This window comes from Stenotrophomonas sp. 80084_Sma, assembly GCF_056481995.1.
Window position 1 is genome coordinate 3573995 of record NZ_CM151177.1, and the last position, 17747, is coordinate 3591741.

At 66.7% G+C, this 17747-nt stretch carries 12 protein-coding genes; 3 read left to right on the top strand and 9 right to left on the bottom strand.

All coding sequences use genetic code 11. The annotated features are described in order from the left end of the window. Nucleotides 1-5 precede the first annotated feature (5 nt). Nucleotides 6-377, top strand: coding sequence for a twitching motility response regulator PilH (gene pilH, locus ACZK3W_RS16610; RefSeq protein ID WP_005410644.1), 372 nt, complete (start codon nt 6-8; stop codon nt 375-377). Nucleotides 378-465: 88 nt separating this feature from the next. On the opposite strand, the gene ACZK3W_RS16615 is transcribed toward pilH, so the two are convergent. Beyond that, nucleotides 466-1359 (bottom strand): DnaJ C-terminal domain-containing protein, encoded by an 894-nt coding sequence (locus ACZK3W_RS16615; RefSeq protein WP_197616322.1) that lies wholly within the window; start codon nt 1357-1359, stop codon nt 466-468. A gap of 260 nt (nt 1360-1619) precedes the next feature. Here ACZK3W_RS16615 and ACZK3W_RS16620 point away from each other — a divergent pair, with 260 nt between their 5' ends. Both ACZK3W_RS16620 and ACZK3W_RS16625 read left to right on the top strand, forming a co-directional pair. Next, entirely contained in the window at nt 1620-2102 is a 483-nt protein-coding gene (locus tag ACZK3W_RS16620) for a peroxiredoxin (protein WP_032127816.1), read from the top strand. Nucleotides 2103-2131: 29 nt separating this feature from the next. After that, nucleotides 2132-2707 carry a ferritin-like domain-containing protein gene (locus ACZK3W_RS16625; RefSeq protein WP_049421227.1) on the top strand — a complete coding sequence of 192 codons (576 nt, stop codon included), beginning with the start codon at nt 2132-2134 and terminating at the stop codon, nt 2705-2707. 117 nt (nt 2708-2824) lie between these two features. Here the strand turns inward: ACZK3W_RS16625 and pbpC are convergent, their stop codons facing one another. From pbpC to prpC, 8 genes are all read right to left on the bottom strand, one after another. Then, a complete protein-coding gene (pbpC, locus tag ACZK3W_RS16630) occupies nt 2825-5206 on the bottom strand; it encodes a penicillin-binding protein 1C (protein ID WP_197631860.1) in 2382 nt (793 codons plus the stop codon). 64 nt (nt 5207-5270) lie between these two features. After that, nucleotides 5271-10178 (bottom strand): alpha-2-macroglobulin family protein, encoded by a 4908-nt coding sequence (locus ACZK3W_RS16635; RefSeq protein ID WP_197616318.1) that lies wholly within the window; start codon nt 10176-10178, stop codon nt 5271-5273. Between the two features lie 204 nt (nt 10179-10382). After that, nucleotides 10383-11843: a bifunctional 2-methylcitrate dehydratase/aconitate hydratase gene (locus ACZK3W_RS16640; RefSeq protein ID WP_197616316.1), complete on the bottom strand. Its 1461-nt coding sequence runs from the start codon at nt 11841-11843 to the stop codon at nt 10383-10385. 124 nt (nt 11844-11967) lie between these two features. Further along, on the bottom strand, nt 11968-13146 hold the full coding sequence (gene prpF / locus ACZK3W_RS16645) for a 2-methylaconitate cis-trans isomerase PrpF (protein WP_197616314.1): 1179 nt from the start codon (nt 13144-13146) through the stop codon (nt 11968-11970). 23 nt (nt 13147-13169) lie between these two features. Continuing rightward, complete coding sequence (locus ACZK3W_RS16650; protein ID WP_006384132.1) at nt 13170-13496, bottom strand: type II toxin-antitoxin system RelE/ParE family toxin; 327 nt, start codon at nt 13494-13496, stop codon at nt 13170-13172. Then, nucleotides 13483-13740 carry a type II toxin-antitoxin system ParD family antitoxin gene (locus ACZK3W_RS16655; RefSeq protein ID WP_006384133.1) on the bottom strand — a complete coding sequence of 86 codons (258 nt, stop codon included), beginning with the start codon at nt 13738-13740 and terminating at the stop codon, nt 13483-13485. The genes ACZK3W_RS16650 and ACZK3W_RS16655 overlap by 14 nt, the downstream gene beginning before the upstream one ends. A gap of 100 nt (nt 13741-13840) precedes the next feature. Beyond that, the gene (gene acnD / locus ACZK3W_RS16660) at nt 13841-16459 is read right to left on the bottom strand and encodes a Fe/S-dependent 2-methylisocitrate dehydratase AcnD (protein ID WP_071228106.1); all 2619 of its coding nucleotides are present in this window, start codon (nt 16457-16459) and stop codon (nt 13841-13843) included. Nucleotides 16460-16556: 97 nt separating this feature from the next. Further along, on the bottom strand, nt 16557-17714 hold the full coding sequence (gene prpC, locus ACZK3W_RS16665) for a bifunctional 2-methylcitrate synthase/citrate synthase (protein WP_014038133.1): 1158 nt from the start codon (nt 17712-17714) through the stop codon (nt 16557-16559). Between the last annotated feature and the right edge of the window lie 33 nt (nt 17715-17747).

The following is a 17747-nucleotide window of genomic DNA, read 5'->3' on the forward strand; positions in this document are numbered from 1 at the left end:
ACAACATGGCACGCATTCTGATCGTCGACGACTCACCGTCGCAGCTGTTGGGGATACAGCGCATCGTCGAGAAGCTCGGGCACCAGATCCTGACCGCCACCGATGGCGCCGCCGGGGTCGAAACCGCCAAGGCCGAGCTGCCCGACCTGGTCCTGATGGACGTGGTGATGCCCAACCTCAATGGCTTCCAGGCCACCCGCACCCTCGCCCGCGACGAGGCGACCCGGCATATCCCGGTGATCCTGGTGACCACCAAGGACCAGGACACCGACCGCATGTGGGGCATGCGCCAGGGCGCCAAGGCCTACATCACCAAGCCGTTCTCGGAAGACGAACTGTCCGAGGTGCTGGAACGGGTGTTCGCCGGGCAGGGCTGAGACGCGCGCGGTAGTGCCGGCCGCTGGCCGGCAACCACGCATCACCGTCCCGGGCAATGAAGTTGCCGGCCAGCGGCCGGCACTACCTTCAAATGGTCTCGCCGAAGGCCTTGGCCAGGTTCCGGTACGCCTTCTTCTGCGCCTCATCGGTCGCGGCCGGGGCCACGATCTCGATTTCAACAATCTGGTCGCCATCCGGGTTGCCCGGCAGGCCACGGCCACGCAGACGCAGCTTGCGGCCGGCATCGGAATCGGCCGGAATCTTCAACTCCACCGCACCGCCCAGGGTCGGCACGCTGATGCTGGTACCCAGCGCGGCCTGCCACGGCGTCACCGGCAACGTATAGAGGATGTTGCGGCCATCGACTTCGAACCGCGGGTGTGCGGCGTACTCCACTTCCAGCAGCAGGTTGCCGCCATGGTTGCCCTGCCCGGCCAGGCGGATCACCTGGCCGGGGCGGATGCCCTTGGGCACGCGCACGTCCAGCTGCTTGCCGTTGACGGTGATGCGCAGGCTGTCGCCGCTGTAGGCCGCTTCCAGCGGAACCGACAGCTTGGCGCGGGTATCGCGGTTGGGCGCGTGGCCCTGGCTGCTGAAGCCCGGCCCCGGACCAGCGCCACCACCGCCACGCTGGCGCGCGAACAGGCTCTCGAAGAAGTCGCTGAAGCCTCCATTGGGGCCGCCACCGCCGAATACTTCCTCGAAATTGAAACCGCCAGCACCACCATAGTTCGGCGGCACGTTGAACTCCTCGCCCGGGCGATAGCCCTGCGCGCGCAGCTGGTCATAGGCCGCGCGCTTTTCCGGATCGCGCAGCGCCTCGTAGGCCTCGTTGACCGCCTTGAACTTGTCTTCGGCCCCGGCCTCCTTGCTGACGTCCGGGTGGTACTTGCGTGCCAGCCGGCGGTAGGCGGTCTTGATCTCCGCCTCGCCCGCGCTCGGTTCCACCCCCAGGGTGGCGTAGTAATCCTTGAATTCCATCCAGCTACCTCGATCTGCTTCGGCCGCGCCGGTGGCGCCGCCCCGGGTTCATTCTACGCGCCGGCATGCTACGCCGCCCCTCGTGCGGCCACGGTGAGGCCGACTGATCCTGCGCAATGCGGCTGCCATCCCCATGCGCCACGCTGTGGCTGGAAGCCCCCGCCGCAAAGCCTGAAGATGGGGCCTGCACACGGGTTTTCCAATGTCTTGACGCCCCTGTCCCATCCGGCCCACTAGCCTGCCCCAGCAAGGAGTTCCCCATGACCATCCATGTCGGCGACCGCATTCCGGAAGTGACCCTCAAGCGCATCCGCGAGGGCATCGAAACGCTCGATACGCATTCGCTGTTCGACGCACGCAAGGTGGTGCTGTTCGCCGTGCCCGGCGCGTTCACCCCGACCTGCTCGGCCCGCCACCTGCCCGGCTACGTCGAGAAGTTCCAGGCGTTCCGCCAGCGCGGCATCGACGTCTACTGCATGGCCGTCAACGACCCGTTCGTGATGAAGGCATGGGCTGCCGACCAGAGCGTGCCCGATGGCCTGCTGATGCTGTCCGACGGCAATGCCGAACTGACCCGCGCGCTCGGCCTGGAGCTCGACGCCAGCGCCTCGGGCATGGGCATCCGCTCACGCCGTTTCGCCCTGTACGTGGTGGATGGCGTGGTGCGTGCGGCCTGGATCGAGCAGCCCGGCCAGTTCGAAGTGTCTTCGGCCGAATACGTGCTGGAGCACCTGCCAACCTGATCTTCCACCGCAAGAGGAAACGGCCAGCCATGTCCACCAAGCCAGCCAAAGCCGCAAAGCCTGCCGCAAAGGTGCCCGGCATCAGTGACCGCAAGACCCTGCGCGAACGCGCCCGTCGCAATATCGAAGACGGTGCGATCACCGACAGCTACAGCGCCGATCGCAAGGTCGTGATCAAGCTGCTCAACGATGCACTGGCCACCGAGTACGTATGCGTGCTGCGCTACTACCGGCACTACTTCATGGCCAAGGGCATGCTGGCCGACGCGGTGAAAGCCGAATTCCTCGAACATGCACAGCAGGAACAGGCGCACGCCGGCAAGCTGGCCGAGCGCATCGTCCAGCTCGGCGGCGAGCCGGACTTCAACCCCGACACGCTGACCGCGCGCTCGCATGCCGAGTACAAGGAAGGCAGCGACCTGCGCGACATGGTCCGCGAGAATCTGGTGGCCGAACGCATCGCCATCGACAGCTACCGCGAGATGATCAACTTCATCGGCGACCGCGATACCACCACCAAGCGCATCCTTGAAGAGATCCTTGCACAGGAAGAGGAGCACGCCGATGAGTTCGCCGACCTGCTGGATGGGTGGATCGGGGAATAGCGGCCCCGCATACGCCTTGGTAGATGCCCACCTTGGTGGGCGCATTTATCGCGTGCCAACCAAGGTTGGCACCTACCAGAGCATGGATCCGTCGGGTCGCCGGGCCATTCCCAGCACCTACCGCAGGACGTTGAACCGCACCTGCGTCCACGCACCGTCGGCCGCCAGCGCGGTCAGGGTGTGTGCGCCCGGCTCGGCAAACTCGCGCTGCATCAACTGCGCGCCACGGGTCTGCGCGATCCAACGGCCATCCAGCAGCCAGTCCACCGCCTGCTCGCTGCCCAGCGCGCGCAGCTGCAGGCGCACGCCATGTTCGGCATTGGGTGCACGCGCCAGCGTGGCGCCATCATTGAGGCCATCGATGTGCAAGGCCACGCTGGCCTCACGCCCGTCGTCGCGGCAATCCGGCGACAGCGCCGGCAACTGCGAGGCAGCGCGCGTGGCCTTGGGCAGCCACGGTGACAACAACGCCGGCCAGCGCGCGATCTCTCGCGCGACTTCCTCATGCGGCAAACGGCAATCAGCGGATACACGCAGACCGGTCCGCGCGTCGGCCAGGTAACGCTGGCGCCCCGGTTGCCAGCGCCGCGCCTCGCGCTCGGGGAAGGTCGGTGGTGCCGCGCCGTCCAGCAGATAGGCCGACATCCGCCGCTGGCACAGTGCCGTCGGCAGGCCTTCGGCGCGTTCGCCGGTGGGCCAGCAGATATCTTCCTGGCTGACACTTGCCGGCATCGGTGCAGCAGCCGAATCGCCGCGCTGGCGCGGCAGGCTGTCCACCACTTCGAACATCAGCGGCAGCGCGGTCACCGCGCCGTACTGGCCCGGTAGCGGTGTGCCGTCCGGCCGGCCCACCCACACGCCCACGGTGTAGTGGCGCGTGCTGCCGATTGCCCACGCATCGCGGTACCCGTAACTGGTGCCGGTCTTCCACGCCACACGCGGGCGGCCACCGACATCGAACGTACCGACGCTGTAGCCTGGGCGCGGGTTCGATTCCAGCATTTCGCGCACGATCCAGCTGGCGCCCGGCGAGGCCAGGCGCCGCTCGATCATCGGTTCGTCATCGGTGTAGCGCACGCGTCCGGCAATGCCGTTGCGGTTCAGCGCCGCGAACGCGCCGACCAGATCTTCCAGCCGCGCACCGGTACCGCCCAGAATCAGCGAGAGGTTGGGCGTGCTGCCCGGCGGGAAGCGCAGCTGGATGCCGGAGTGCGACAGGCGCGCGGCGAAGCGCGCGGCCCCGACCCGCTGCAGCAGGTCCACCGAGGGCACATTGAGTGACAGCCGCAATGCACTGGAGGCACCAATCGGCCCATTGAAGGCCATGTCGAAATTGCCGGGCCGGTAGCTGCCGAAACTCTGCGGCGCATCGACCAGCAGGCTTTCCGAATGGATCAGGCCATCGTCCAGCGCCATCGCATACAGGAACGGCTTGAGCGTGGAGCCCGGCGACCGCCAGGCCTGCACCATGTCGACGTGGCCGAGCCGCTGGCGGTCACCAAAGGACAACGTACCGACGTAGGCACGCGCCTGCAGAGTCTGGTTGTCGACCACCAGCAAGGCCGCCGAAGTACGCTCGGGCAGTGTCGAGAAATAGCTCGCCACGCGTTCTTCCAGCGTGCGCTGCAGGCCGATGTCGATGCTGCTCTGGATGCGCGCCTGGCCCGGATGCGCCGAATGCAGGCGCTGCGCCAGCAGCGCGGCGTGCAACGGAGGTCGCAGCGAGCGTGCCACCACGTTCTCGATGCGCGCATCCTGCACTTCCTCCGGCGTCCACGCGCCCAGTTCGGCCATGCGTGACAGCACCTTGTCGCGCGCTTTCTGCGCGGCTTCCGGGTGGCGGTCTGGGCGCAGCCGGCTCGGTGCCTGTGGCAGTACCGCCAGCAAGGCGGCCTCGGCATGTGACAGCTGCGCCGCCGGCTTGCCCAGATAGGCCCAGCTGGCCGCTTCCACGCCCTCGATGGTGCCACCGTAGGGCGCGCGCTCCAGATACAGGGCCAGGATCTGCTGCTTGCTCAGATGCACTTCCAGCTGCACCGCGCGCAGCATCTGCTTGAGCTTTCCCCAGGGCGTGCGCGTATGCGGGTCGAGGATGCGCGCGACCTGCATGGTCAGGGTCGAGCCGCCGGAAACAATGCGACCACCGCGCAGCAGCTGGCCGCTGGCACGCAGGATGGCCAGCGGGTTGATACCCGGATGGCGCCAGAACCAGCGGTCTTCGTAGGTCAGCAGCGCCTGCAGGTACAGCGGCGAGACGCTGTCGATCGATGCCGGATAGCGCCACACGCCCTCGGCATCGGCGAACGCACGCAGCGGCGTACCGTCGGCAGCCACCACCAGGGTGCTGGTATCGCGCTGCTTCGGCAGCGGCGGCGGGAAGGCGAAATCCAGCACCAGCAGCAGCGCCAGCGTGGCGGCCGTGCCCCAGCGCAGCCACGGCCACAGCGGCCGCAACCGGCGGCGCAGGGCCGCCAGCCGGATCGACATCGTCTTCTTCATTGCAGCGTGCCGGATTGGAGCTTGCCAGCGGGACGGGCCGCGCCGTCGCGGCCCGTCCGCGCGGTCACGGCTGTACCACCGTGATCGTGGTCGGGTTGCTACGGCCGACGCCACGCAGCTGCGGCCGGTACATGTCCTCCACCAGCGGCGGCGGCACCGAGTAGGTACCCGGGGTCACCGCACGCACCAGATAGAACACGTTGGCCTTGCTGCCACGCGAGAGCTTCAGCGCAGCCACATAGCGGTCGTCGCGGAACTCCTCGTGCTTGGTATCGGCGGCTTCACCACGATCGCTGATGGTGATGCCATCGACCACCACGTCGGCCCACTGCTTCGCATCGCCCAGGTTGAAGTTCTCGATCTCCAGGCCCGCCGGCAGCAGATCGGTCAGCAGTGCATCGGGCATCGTGGTGTCGGCGGTAACGGTGACGCGCACGATCAGTGCTTCGCCTTCCTTCAGCGGGCGCGGCGACCACGGCTTGCCATCGGTGCCGTAGTAGCTGCGCTCAACGCCCAGCACGCTGTTGTCCGGCGCCGGTGCGCTGCGCGGAATACCGGCCACGTCGATGCTGGCGAACATCGGCGGCTGCCCCTGCGGGGTGAAGCGCACGCCGCTGGCCAGCTCACTGGCGCTGAAGTTGCGGCCGAACAGCTTGCGCTCGCCGATGGCTTCGGTGTTGCCACCGATCACCAGCTCACCGGCCACCAGCGCCTTCTGGTTGGCAGCAAGCGCCTTGCCGAGGCGGGCAATCGCCACCTGTTCCTGCGTGCTCAGCCACATCCAGCCGGCATTGCGGCGCGCATCCAGGCCACGGCCAAGATCGACCGCACGCGCATCCCAGGCCGGCTTGGCCAGCTTGTTTTCGTGGGTCAGCGCGATCATCAGCGCGTCATCACGGATGGCGCTGCCGTAGTCGCCGAAGTAGGACGGGCGTTCGCTGCTGGACTTGGCGAAGGCTGCGGTCAGCGCGGCCTGGCCACGCTTGGCATCACCCTGCAGCGACAGCGCCACGCCCAGATGGACCAGCGACAGGCCGCCGACCGCCTTGCTGCGCTCGTTGTCGTACAGCGTGCGCAGGGTGCCCAGCGGCGCACGGTTGACCCGGGCCAGCACATAGCCCGAATACGCCTGGTTGGCGAACTTCAGCTTCTCACGGTCGTCCTGGCCGTAGAACTGGTTGCCGCCGGACAGCAGGTCCTCGCTGAGCCGGTTCAGTGCCTTCTGCAGCACGTTGTCCGGCACCGCGAAGCCGGCGTCCTTGGCATCGAGCAGGAACTCGGTGATGTAAGGCGTCAGCCACGGGTTCACGTAGCCGTCGTCACCCCACATCGAGAAGTTGCCGTTGGCCACCTGCATCGACGCCAGGCGACCGAACGCACCTTCCATGCGTTCGCGACGGGTCTTGGCATCCAGGCCATCGGCACCGAGCATCGACGACGTCGCCTGGTCCAGGATCAGCGCGGCGTAGCCCTTGCTGGTGGTCTGCTCGGCACAGCCGTACGGGTAGTTCAGCGCGCCCTGCAGCGCACTGGCGAACGGAATCGGCGGCAGCGGGCTGACCAGCAGGCGGGCATTCACCGACTCGGACATCAGGCCATCGGTCAGGCTGTTGTCGAGACTGACCGCTGCCAGCGGATCCAGCGTGCGCACCTGCGAACGCAGCACCTGCGGCCACGCCGCACGCACCGGCAGCTCGTAGCGGCGATCGGCCTTGAAGCCGTTGCCGTCCACACGTACGCGCACCTTGGCCACGCTGTGGCCCTCACGCGCCGACAGCGGGAAACTCAGCGTTGTCTTGGCATCAGCATTCAACTGCACGCTGCGGCTGCCCTCGCCCAGGTTCAGCGGGCCCTCGGTGTCCACCTTCACGTTGAACTGCCCCGGCTTGCCGGTGAAGTTCTGCACGTCCAGGGTCACGGTGCTGCGGTCGCCCGGGGCGAGCACGCGCGGCATGCTGGCTTCGGCCAGGATCGGCGCGCGCACCACGGTTTCCACATCGCGCTTGCCGTACTGGTCATCGCTGTAGACCAGCGCCGACACCCGCAGCGTGCCGTTGAAGTCCGGCACCTTCAGGCGGATGCGGGCGATGCCCTTGGCATCGAGCTGCACCGGGCCGGAGAACAGGTCCACGGTCTGCACGCGCGCGGTCGGGCGCTTGGCCTGCGGCAATGCCTGCAACGCCATGTCGCCACCGAACTTCAGCTTGCCGGCACCGCCATCAAAGCTCTCGATCACCCGGCTGTAGATGTCGTAGGCATCGATGCCGAGGCGACGCTGGGCGAAGAAGTGCGCACCGGCATCGGGCACCGGGAAGCGGGTGATGTTGAGGATGCCCACGTCCACCGCCGAGACGGTGACGTGCGCCATCTTGCCGGCCAGCTGCGGTGCACTGACCGTCACCGGCAGGTCCTGCTCCGGGCGCATCTGCTTGGGCGCCACCAGGCCGACCGCCACGGTGCGGCCCTTGCGGTCCATCGGCACATGCACCACGCCCACGGCACGCGCCGGGGTGATCTTGCTCGGCGCACTGCCGCCACGGAACACCAGCGCGGTGATGTAGACGTCGTGGCGCTCCCAGTCGGCGGTGACTGGAATCTTGAAGGTCGACCCCGGCTTGGCGTCGATGTCCTGCACGTACAGCATGCGGTCGGTCTCGACCATCAGGATGCCCTTGCCGGCATGCGGCGGGGTCACCGTCACTTCCAGGGTGTCACCGGCCTTGTAGCCGGTCTTGTCCAGGCCCAGCTTGACCTTGTCCGGGCGCGCGTCCAGGCCGCGGTTGTCATCGCCCCAGCTCCAGCCGGCACGGAACGGGTAGCGGCTGGTCAGGCCGGTGGACGGATCGAACACGTCCACCCGGTACTCGCCCCACTCCACCGGGAAATCGAAGGCGACCGCGCTGCTGCCGGCGTCGACGGTGCGCGTTTCCTTGTTCTCGAAGCGGCGGGTGAAATCGTAGTCCCAGCGGTTGTCGTTGAAGGTCCAGTGGTAGTCGCGCAGCTCGCGTACCAGGGTGATCTTCAGGCCCTTGGCCGGCTGCGGCGCACCGACGGCATCCACACGCATCAGTTCGAAGCGCGCATTGCCGTTGGAATCAGCACCATCGTCGGGGTTGAACAGCGGCCGCACGCCGACCAGCGCGTTGGCCGGCCACATCACCCGCTTCAGGGTACGGGTGACCGTGCGGCCACCGGTTTCATACAGGCTGCCGGACAGCACCACGGCGATCGGTGCCTTGGCCTTGGCCGCCTCTTCCGGCAACGCAACATCCTCACGCAGCTGACCGTTGCCCGGCAGCGTGGTGTCGATCACGTCCTTGGCTTCGCGTGGCAGCTGCAGGGTCGGGTCACCGAAGAAATAGCCCGGCAGGCCCTCGACCGGCTGCTGCTCGGCGGCCACCGCCATGCGCGCGGTGAAACGGTTGCCGTCGGCCGGCGCACCGTACAGGTAGGCACCATTGGCCTGCAGGCGAAGGTCCTCGCCCGGCTTCAGCGTCTTCTGGGCGCTGTCCAGGTCCAGCTTCATGCGCTCGGGCAGGAACTCCTCGATGCGCAGGGTCATGCCCTGGATCGCGTCCTTGCTGGCCGGATCGGTGCGGAACTCGACCTGCCAGCGCCCGGTCGGCGCTTCAGCGGGAATGACCTGCTCGAAGTTGATGTAGCCCTGCTCGCCCGGCTGCAGGCGGGTCTCGCGGAAGGTCTTGCCGTCGGGCTGCTTCAGGCGCAGGAACACCGGCTGCGCCTTGACCGGCTTGCCGTCGTTGTCGCGCAGCAGGGCGGACAGGCGCACGGTCTCGCCCGGGCGGTACAGGTCACGGCCGGACCAGGCGTAAACGTCGAACCAGGCATTGTCACGACCGGCCACGGCAAATTCGCTCAGGTCCAGCGCCGGCTGGTTGAACGGCAGGAAGCTGGTGTCCTTGCCCGTGCTGGCGACCAGCACGTGGGTGGCATCCAGGGTGTAGTTCAGCAGCGCATTGCCGTTGCCGTCGGTGCTGCCCTTCAGCACCACCTCGCCCTTGGCGTCCAGCACACGCAGGTCGATGCTCTTCAGCGGCGCACCGTCCTTGAGGCCGGCGGTGTGCACGAACAGCTTGTCCTTGTAGGCGCGGGTATGCAGGCCGATGTCGCTGACCGAGAAGAACGCGGTATCGAACTCGCCTTCATAGTCGCCGGTGCGCTTGAGCAGGGCAAAGTACAGGCCCGGCTCCTGCAGTTCCTTGATGTCCTGGGTCGGCAGGTAGGTCAGCACCCGCTCGTTCTTCTTGCCGCCGAGGATGAAGCGGTTGACGTAGACCGGCTCGGCCAGTTTGTTGATCGGGCTGCGTTCGTAGTCGCTGCTCAGCTCCCAGCTGCCACGGCGGCCGCCGCGCTGGTACTGGCTGAAGAAGGTCGGCAGGTCCTTCTCGCGCACGCGCAGGAATTCGACGTCAACCTCGGGCACGTTCACCGAGACCACCGGCAGGCCACGGCTGTCCTTGGCCGGCAGCACGCTGCCCTGCGAGGCGAAGCCGACCACCGGCTTCAGCTCGCCGCTGAACACCTTCTGCTTCAGTTCCTTGCCCAGGCGACTGCCATCGGCGGCCAGCAGGTCGGGCGAGACCACCAGGCTGAACTCCTTGCCGGCCTCCACGAACGGATAGCGGAGGGTCAGGCCGTCATCGGACAGCGTCCAGCTGCTGTCGTCGGTGCCGACCTTCTCTTCGAAGCGCACCAGCTTGTCGAAATCCTGGGTGCCAACCAGCGGGCGCGAGAACTCCAGCGCCAGCGACAGGCCGTCATTCTTCTGGTCCGGGTAGGCGCGCAGCAGGGTGAATTCCTTCACCTGCTCGGCCTGGGTGGTGATCGCTTCACCGCTGGCCTTGGGCAGCTGCCCGCTGTCGTTGCGGCAGCCGGCCAGGCCCAGCAACAGGCCTCCTGCCAGTACCGCCGCCGCCCATCCCCACCGCTTCCGCCGTGCCGGACCGCTCATGTCGTCACTCCTTGATCGAGGTGGCCATTATAGGCAGGCCGCGTCAAGGTGTTGACGCGAATTCGGCAGGAATGCATCGGAACGGTGGCACCGGGCCGCGCCCGGCTGGATCGGATCCGTGCCGACCAAGGCGGTCCCGATAGCCGCCAACCTTGGTTGGCGTTGGGCCCGTGCCAACCAAGGTTGGCACCCACCAAAGCGTTGCTACCCCGGCAGGTACAGGTCCACGTAATCGGTCACCGGCATCGCCGCCAGCGCCACCGGGTCCAGCGATGCCGCCAGGATGCGCTGCTGCTGGGCGGTCGGGAAGCGATGGGCCAGGTGCCGGCGGAACTTGTCCATCAGCAGCGGAATGCCTTCTCCGCGGCGTCGGGCGTGGCCAAGCGGGTACTCCACCAGCACTTCCGGCAGTTCACTGCCATCGTTGAAGCGCACGCTGAGGCCGTTGGCGATGCTGCGCTTGTCCGGGTCCAGGTAGTCGGCGCTGAGCTGCGGATCCTCGTGGCAGGCCATCTTTGCGCGCAATGCGTCGATGCGCGGATCGGCGGCGACGTCGTCCTCATAGTCCTCGGCCACCAGCCGCCCATGCAGCAGCGCGATGGCGATCATGTACTGCACGCAGTGGTCGCGGTCGGCCGGATTGTGCAGCGGGCCCTGCTTGTCGATGATGCGGATGCAGGCATCCTGGGTCCGGATCGCGATGTGTTCGATGTCCTCGACGCGCCGCCCGGCCACGCGCAATTGCTGGTGCAGCGTGATCGCTGCCTCCACTGCGGTCTGGCCGTGGAACTCGGCCGGGTAGCTGATCTTGAACAGCACGTTCTCCATCACATAGCTGCCCAGCGGCCGCTCCAGCGTCAGTGCCTGGCCATGCATGGACACAGCCTCGAAGCCCCAGGTCGGTGCACTGAGCACGCTCGGATAGCCCATTTCACCCGTTGCCGCGATCAGCGCCAGGCGCACGCCACGGCTGGTGGCGTCGCCGGCGGCCCAGCTCTTGCGCGAACCGGTGTTGGGCGCGTGCCGGTAGGTCCGCAGCGCCTGGCCATCGACCCAGGCCAGCGACACAGCATTGAGCATGCGTTCGCGATCAAGCCCGAGCAGCTGCGCCACCACAGCGGTGGTGGCGACCTTGACCAGCACCACATGGTCCAGCCCGACCCGATTGAAGGAATTCTGCAGGGCCAGTACACCCTGGATCTCGTGCGCCTTGATCATCGCCAGCAGCACGTCGTGCACGGTCGGCGGCGGGCGGCGCAGGGCCTGCGCGTTGCGTCCCAGCCAGTCGCAGACGGCGAGGATTCCGCCCAGATTGTCCGACGGGTGGCCCCATTCGGCGGCCAGCCAGGTGTCGTTGAAATCGAGCCAGCGCACCATCGCGCCCAGATTGAACGCCGCCTGCACCGGGTCCAGCACGTAGTGCGTGCCCGGTACGCGTGCGCCGTTGACCGCGCTGATGCCCGGCACCACGGGACCGAGCAGCTTGCTGCAGGCCGGGAAGGACAGCGCTTCCAGACCGCAGCCCAGCGTATCAAGCAGGCAGTGGTGCGCGGTCTGGAACGCCAGCGGTGAGTCGATGCGGGCGTCGCGCACGTAGTCGACGATGTCCACCAGCAGCGCATCCCACGCTGCACGCTCGTTGGATGGGGTGTGGTTGTCGGACATCGTCGATCTCCTCGTTACGGTGCACGGTTGCCCGTGCACCATGCCAACCAAGGTTGGCATCTACCAAAGCAATTGGTCACTGCGGCCCGGTAGTCGCCAACCTTGGTTGGCGTTTACCAACGCATCACTCGGCCGGCACCCGCACCTTGCCTTCCATCAGCACGCGGGCGCTGCGGCTCATGATGGCCTTGCTTACTGTCCACTGGCCGTCAACGAGGCCGGCCTGCGCACCCACGCGCAACGTGCCGGAAGGGTGACCAAAGGTCACCGCTTCGCGTTCACCACCACCGGCCGCGCGATTGACCAGGGTGCCCGGAATCGCTGCTGCGGTGCCGATCGCCACGGCGGCGGTACCCATCATCGCGTGGTGCAGCTTGCCCATCGACAATGCGCGCGCATGCAGATCGATGGCCGAGGCCGGAATGGCCTTGCCGCTGGATGACACATAGTCCTGCGCCGGTGCAACGAACGCCACCTTAGGCGTGTGCTGGCGGGTCGCAGCGTCTTCCAGCGAGTTGATCAGGCCCATGCGCAAGGCGCCGTAGGCGCGGATGGTCTCGAATTTCTGCAGTGCCGCCTTGTCTTCGTTGATCGCCGGCTGCAGCTCGGTACCGGCGTAACCCAGGTCGGCGGCGTTGAGGAAGATGGTCGGGATGCCGGCGGTGATCATCGTCACCTCGAAACTGCCCACGCCGGGGACATCGAGGGTGTCGACCAGGTTGCCGGTCGGGAACATCGCGCCCGCATCGCCGTCATCGGACGGATCGATGAATTCCAGCTGGATCTCGGCGGCCGGGAAGGTCACGCCATCCAGCTCGAAATCGCCGATCTCCTGTACTTCGCCATCGCGCATCGGCACGTGCGCGATGATGGTCTTGCCGATGTTGGCCTGCCAGATGCGCACGGTGCACAGGCCATCGCGCGGCACGCGGGCAGGATCGATCAGGCCGTTGGCGATGGCGAACGGACCCACCGCAGTGCTGAGATTGCCGCAGTTGCCGCTCCAATCGACGAAGGCGGTGTCGATCGACACCTGGCCATACAGGTAGTCGACATCGTGGTCAGGCACCGAAGCGGTGGAGATGATCACGCACTTGCTGGTGCTGGAGGTGGCGCCGCCCATGCCGTCGGTCTGCTTGCCATACGGATCGGGCGAACCGATCACGCGCATCAGCAGCGCATCGCGTGCGGCGCCCGGCACCTGCGCGGCTTCGGGAAGATCCTGCAGGCGGAAGAACACGCCCTTGCTGGTGCCGCCGCGCATGTAGGTGGCGGGAATTCGGAGTTGCGGAAGAAAATTCATCGTCGGATCCAAGCGTTTGGATTTCAGGAAATGTCTTGCATCAGTGCGTCAAGGCCACGATCAACGCACCACACCCGCATGACGTCCACGCGGTCCGGCAGATCGAGGTAGTAGACGAGATAGCGTTCAAAGCCCGGAACCTGCATGAAGCGCAGGAGTGCCGGCAACTGTGCGGCGAGGTCGGCATGGCGGACGGAACCTGACGCAGGGAACATCGCAATACGTTGAAGCGTGGCCTCCAGCTCGGCGAGAAAGCGCTGACCCAGTGCCAGCCCTCCCTGTCGTGCGTACCACAGCGCGGCGTCGGCTGCGTCTGTCTCGGCCCGGGGCCTCCATTCAATCGCCTTCACGCTCCATCCTTTCGGTCAGCTCGCGACGCATCCGCTCGAATGTGGCCGCAGTCACCGGAACGGCAGGCCCAGAAGCCAGCCCCTCGGCAATCAGCTGCTTGAGCAGCTCTTCAGCCTTGCTGCGCTGGCGCTGGCGGATCAGGTCACGCACATAGTCCGACGTGCTGGAGTAGCCGCCTTCGCGCACTTCTTCGTCCACGAACTGCTTGAGCGGATCGGTCAGCGAAATGTTCATGGTGGCCATGAAACTCTCCTTTGGCAGTTTTTGCCAAGTCAGTGTGCGCCCTGCCCTGGTGTCGGACAAGCCCGCCCCCGGCCTCCGGGGGCAGGCATTCAGTCCGGCATCACGCCACCTTGGCGCCTTCCAGGAAGTCCTGGGCGAAGCGCTGCAGCACACCGCCGGCCTCGTAGATCGCCACTTCCTCGTCGCTATCCAGGCGGCAGGTGACCGGCACGAGCACGTCCTGGCCGTCGCGGCGGTGGATGACCAGGGTCAGCTCGGCGCGCGGGGTGCGCTCGCCGATCACGTCGAAGGTCTCGGTGCCGTCGATGCCCAGGGTCAGGCGGGTGGTGCCCGGCTTGAACTCCAGCGGCAGCACGCCCATGCCGATCAGGTTGGTACGGTGAATCCGTTCGAAGCCTTCGGCCGCGATCGCCTCCACGCCGGCCAGGCGCACGCCCTTGGCGGCCCAGTCACGCGAGCTGCCCTGGCCGTAGTCGGCACCGGCGATGATGATCAGCGGCTGCTTGCGGTCCATGTAGGTTTCGATCGCTTCCCACATGCGCATGACCTTGCCTTCCGGCTCCACGCGCGCCAGCGAACCCTGCTTCACGCTGCCGTCGTCGTTGCGCACCATCTCGTTGAACAGCTTCGGGTTGGCGAAGGTGGCGCGCTGCGCGGTCAGGTGGTCACCGCGGTGGGTGGCGTAGGAATTGAAGTCCTCTTCCGGCAGGCCCATCTTCGCCAGGTACTCACCGGCGGCACTGGACGCCAGGATCGCGTTGGACGGCGACAGGTGGTCGGTGGTGATGTTGTCCGGCAGCACCGCCAATGCGCGCATGCCAGACAGCGTACGCTCACCGGCCAGCGCGCCCTCCCAGTACGGCGGGCGACGGATGTAGGTGCTCTGCGGGCGCCAGTCGTACAGCGGGCTGACCGCCGCACCGTGCTCCACACGCACGTTGAACATCGGGTTGTAGACGCGGCGGAACTGCTCCGGCTTCACCGAGGCCTTCACCACCGCGTCGATCTCGGCGTCGCTCGGCCAGATGTCCTTCAGGCGCACCTCGTTGCCGTCGGTGTCCACGCCCAGCACGTCCTTCTCGATATCGAAGCGCACGGTGCCGGCGATGGCATAGGCGATCACCAGCGGCGGCGAAGCCAGGAAGGCCTGCTTCGCATACGGGTGGATGCGGCCATCGAAGTTGCGGTTGCCCGACAACACGGCGGTGGAATACAGGTCGCGATCGATGATTTCCTGCTGGATCTTCGGGTCCAGCGCGCCACTCATGCCGTTGCAGGTGGTGCAGGCGAAGGCGACGATGCCGAAGCCGAGCTTTTCCAGGTCCGGCAGCAGGCCGGCCTCTTCCAGGTACAGCTGCACCGCCTTCGAACCCGGCGCCAGCGACGACTTCACCCACGGCTTGCGCAGCAGGCCACGCTCGTTGGCCTTGCGCGCCAGCAGTGCGGCGGCGATCACGTTGCGCGGATTGGACGTATTGGTGCAGCTGGTGATGGCGGCGATGATCACCGCGCCGTCGGGCATCAGCCCCTGCGCCTGCTCGGCCTTGCCCGCTTCCAGCTTGGCTTCGTCGGCGATGCCGCGCTCGGCCAGCTCGGCGGTCGCCACGCGCTTGTGCGGGTTGGACGGGCCGGCCATGTTGCGCACCACGCTGGACAGGTCGAAGCGCAGCACACGCTCGTATTGTGCGGTAGCCAGGTCATCGGCCCAGAGGCCGGTGGTACGGGCGTAGTTCTCCACCAGCGCCACCTGCGATTCCTCGCGGCCGGTCAGGCGCAGGTAATCGATGGTCTGCCCGTCGATGTAGAACATCGCGGCGGTCGCGCCGTACTCCGGGCACATGTTGGAAATGGTGGCGCGGTCACCGATGGTCAGTGCCGCGGCACCCTCGCCGAAGAATTCAAGCCACGCACCGACCACGCGTTCCTTGCGCAGGAACTCGGTCAGGGCCAGCACCACATCGGTGGCGGTGATGCCCGGCTGCGGGCGGCCACTCAGTTCGACACCGACGGTGTCGGGCAGGCGCATCCAGGACGCGCGGCCCAGCATCACGTTCTCCGCTTCCAGGCCGCCCACGCCGATCGCGATCACGCCCAGCGCGTCCACGTGCGGGGTGTGGCTGTCGGTGCCCACGCAGGTATCCGGGAAGGCCACGCCGTCCTGCACGTAGACCACCGGCGACATCTTCTCCAGGTTGATCTGGTGCATGATGCCGTTGCCCGGCGGAATCACGTCCACGTTCTCGAAGGCCAGCTTGGTCCAGTCGATGAAGTGGAAACGATCTTCGTTGCGGCGATCTTCGATGGCGCGGTTCTTCTCGAACGCCTGCGGATCGAAACCTCCGCACTCCACCGCCAGCGAGTGATCGACGATCAGCTGCACCGGCACCACCGGATTCACCTTGGCCGGGTCACCGCCCTTGTCGGCAATCGCATCACGCAGGCCGGCCAGGTCGACCAGTGCGGTCTGGCCGAGGATGTCGTGGCACACAACGCGCGCCGGGAACCACGGGAAATCGAGGTCGCGGCGGCGCTCGATCAGCTGCTTAAGCGAATCGCCGAGCGTGGCCGGATCGCAGCGGCGCACCAGGTTCTCGGCCAGCACGCGCGAGGTGTACGGCAGGGTGGCATAGGCGCCGGGCTGGATCGCATCGACAGCGGCACGCGCGTCGAAATAATCCAGCGTGCTGCCGGGGAGGTTCTTACGGTAATCGGTATTCATGGGCTGGCGGAGTGCTTGAGGCGGGCCGGGTGCCGGCGGTGCGGCGGCGAAAGCATCCGGCCGGCACGCGGCCGGCCGGATGGGTACAGCAGGTGGATCAGACGCGCTTGTCGATGGCGACGAAGTCGCGGTCTTCCGGACCGATGTAGTTGGCGCTCGGGCGGATGATCTTGCCGTCGATGCGCTGCTCGACGATGTGCGCGCTCCAGCCGGCGGTGCGGGCGATCACGAACAGAGGAGTGAACATTGCGGTCGGCACGCCCATCATGTGGTAGCTGACGGCACTGAACCAGTCCAGGTTCGGGAACATCTTCTTGATGTCCCACATCACCGATTCCAGGCGCTCGGCGATGTCGTACATCTTCATGCTGGACTGTTCTTCGGACAGCTCGCGGGCCACGTCCTTGATCACCTTGTTGCGCGGATCGGAGACGGTGTAGACCGGGTGGCCGAAACCGATCACCACTTCCTTGCGCTCGACGCGGGCCTTGATGTCTTCCTCGGCTTCATCCGGGTTGTCGTAGCGCTTCTGCACTTCGAACGCCACTTCGTTGGCGCCGCCATGCTTCGGGCCGCGCAGCGCGCCGATGCCACCGCAGATCGCGCTGTACATGTCGCTGCCGGTACCGGCGATGACGCGGCAGGTGAAGGTCGAGGCGTTGAACTCGTGTTCCGCGTACAGGATCAGCGAGGTGTGCATCGCCTTCACCCACGATTCCTGCGGCTTCTCGCCGTGCAGCAGGTGCAGGAAGTGGCCACCGATCGAGTCGTCGTCGGTTTCCACGTCGATGGCGCGGCCGTTGTGGCTCCAGTGGTACCAGTACAGCAGCATCGAACCGAGGCAGGCCATCAGCTTGTCGGCGATGTCACGCGCGCCCGGATGGTTGTGATCGTCCTTCTCCGGCGCCACGCAGCCGAGCACGGACACGCCGGTGCGCATCACGTCCATCGGGTGCGCCGACGGCGGCAGTTCTTCCAGCGCCGCCTTCACCGCGGCCGGGATGCCACGCAGCGACTTCAGCTTGGCCTTGTACGAAACCAGCTCGGCGCGGGTCGGCAGCTTGCCGTGCACCAGCAGATAGGCGATTTCCTCGAACTCGCTGGTGTTGGCCAGGTCCAGGATGTCGTAGCCACGGTAGTGCAGATCGTTGCCACTGCGGCCCACGCTGCACAGCGCGGTGTTGCCGGCAGCGGTGCCGGACAGGGCGACGGACTTCTTCGGCTTGAAGGTCGGGGTTGCGGTCGTATCGTTCATGTTTCCCTCCGAAAACTTGATGGTGCAGGGTAC

Excerpts from the sequence above, each read along its gene's own strand:
- pilH (WP_005410644.1), top strand. The coding sequence starts at position 6 with ATGGCACGCATTCTGATCGTCGACGACTCACCGTCGCAGCTGTTGGGG.
- ACZK3W_RS16615 (WP_197616322.1), bottom strand. The coding sequence starts at position 1,359 with ATGGAATTCAAGGATTACTACGCCACCCTGGGGGTGGAACCGAGCGCG.
- ACZK3W_RS16620 (WP_032127816.1), top strand. The coding sequence starts at position 1,620 with ATGACCATCCATGTCGGCGACCGCATTCCGGAAGTGACCCTCAAGCGC.
- ACZK3W_RS16625 (WP_049421227.1), top strand. The coding sequence starts at position 2,132 with ATGTCCACCAAGCCAGCCAAAGCCGCAAAGCCTGCCGCAAAGGTGCCC.
- pbpC (WP_197631860.1), bottom strand. The coding sequence starts at position 5,206 with ATGAAGAAGACGATGTCGATCCGGCTGGCGGCCCTGCGCCGCCGGTTG.
- ACZK3W_RS16635 (WP_197616318.1), bottom strand. The coding sequence starts at position 10,178 with ATGAGCGGTCCGGCACGGCGGAAGCGGTGGGGATGGGCGGCGGCGGTA.
- ACZK3W_RS16640 (WP_197616316.1), bottom strand. The coding sequence starts at position 11,843 with ATGTCCGACAACCACACCCCATCCAACGAGCGTGCAGCGTGGGATGCG.
- prpF (WP_197616314.1), bottom strand. The coding sequence starts at position 13,146 with ATGAATTTTCTTCCGCAACTCCGAATTCCCGCCACCTACATGCGCGGC.
- ACZK3W_RS16655 (WP_006384133.1), bottom strand. The coding sequence starts at position 13,740 with ATGGCCACCATGAACATTTCGCTGACCGATCCGCTCAAGCAGTTCGTG.
- acnD (WP_071228106.1), bottom strand. The coding sequence starts at position 16,459 with ATGAATACCGATTACCGTAAGAACCTCCCCGGCAGCACGCTGGATTAT.
- prpC (WP_014038133.1), bottom strand. The coding sequence starts at position 17,714 with ATGAACGATACGACCGCAACCCCGACCTTCAAGCCGAAGAAGTCCGTC.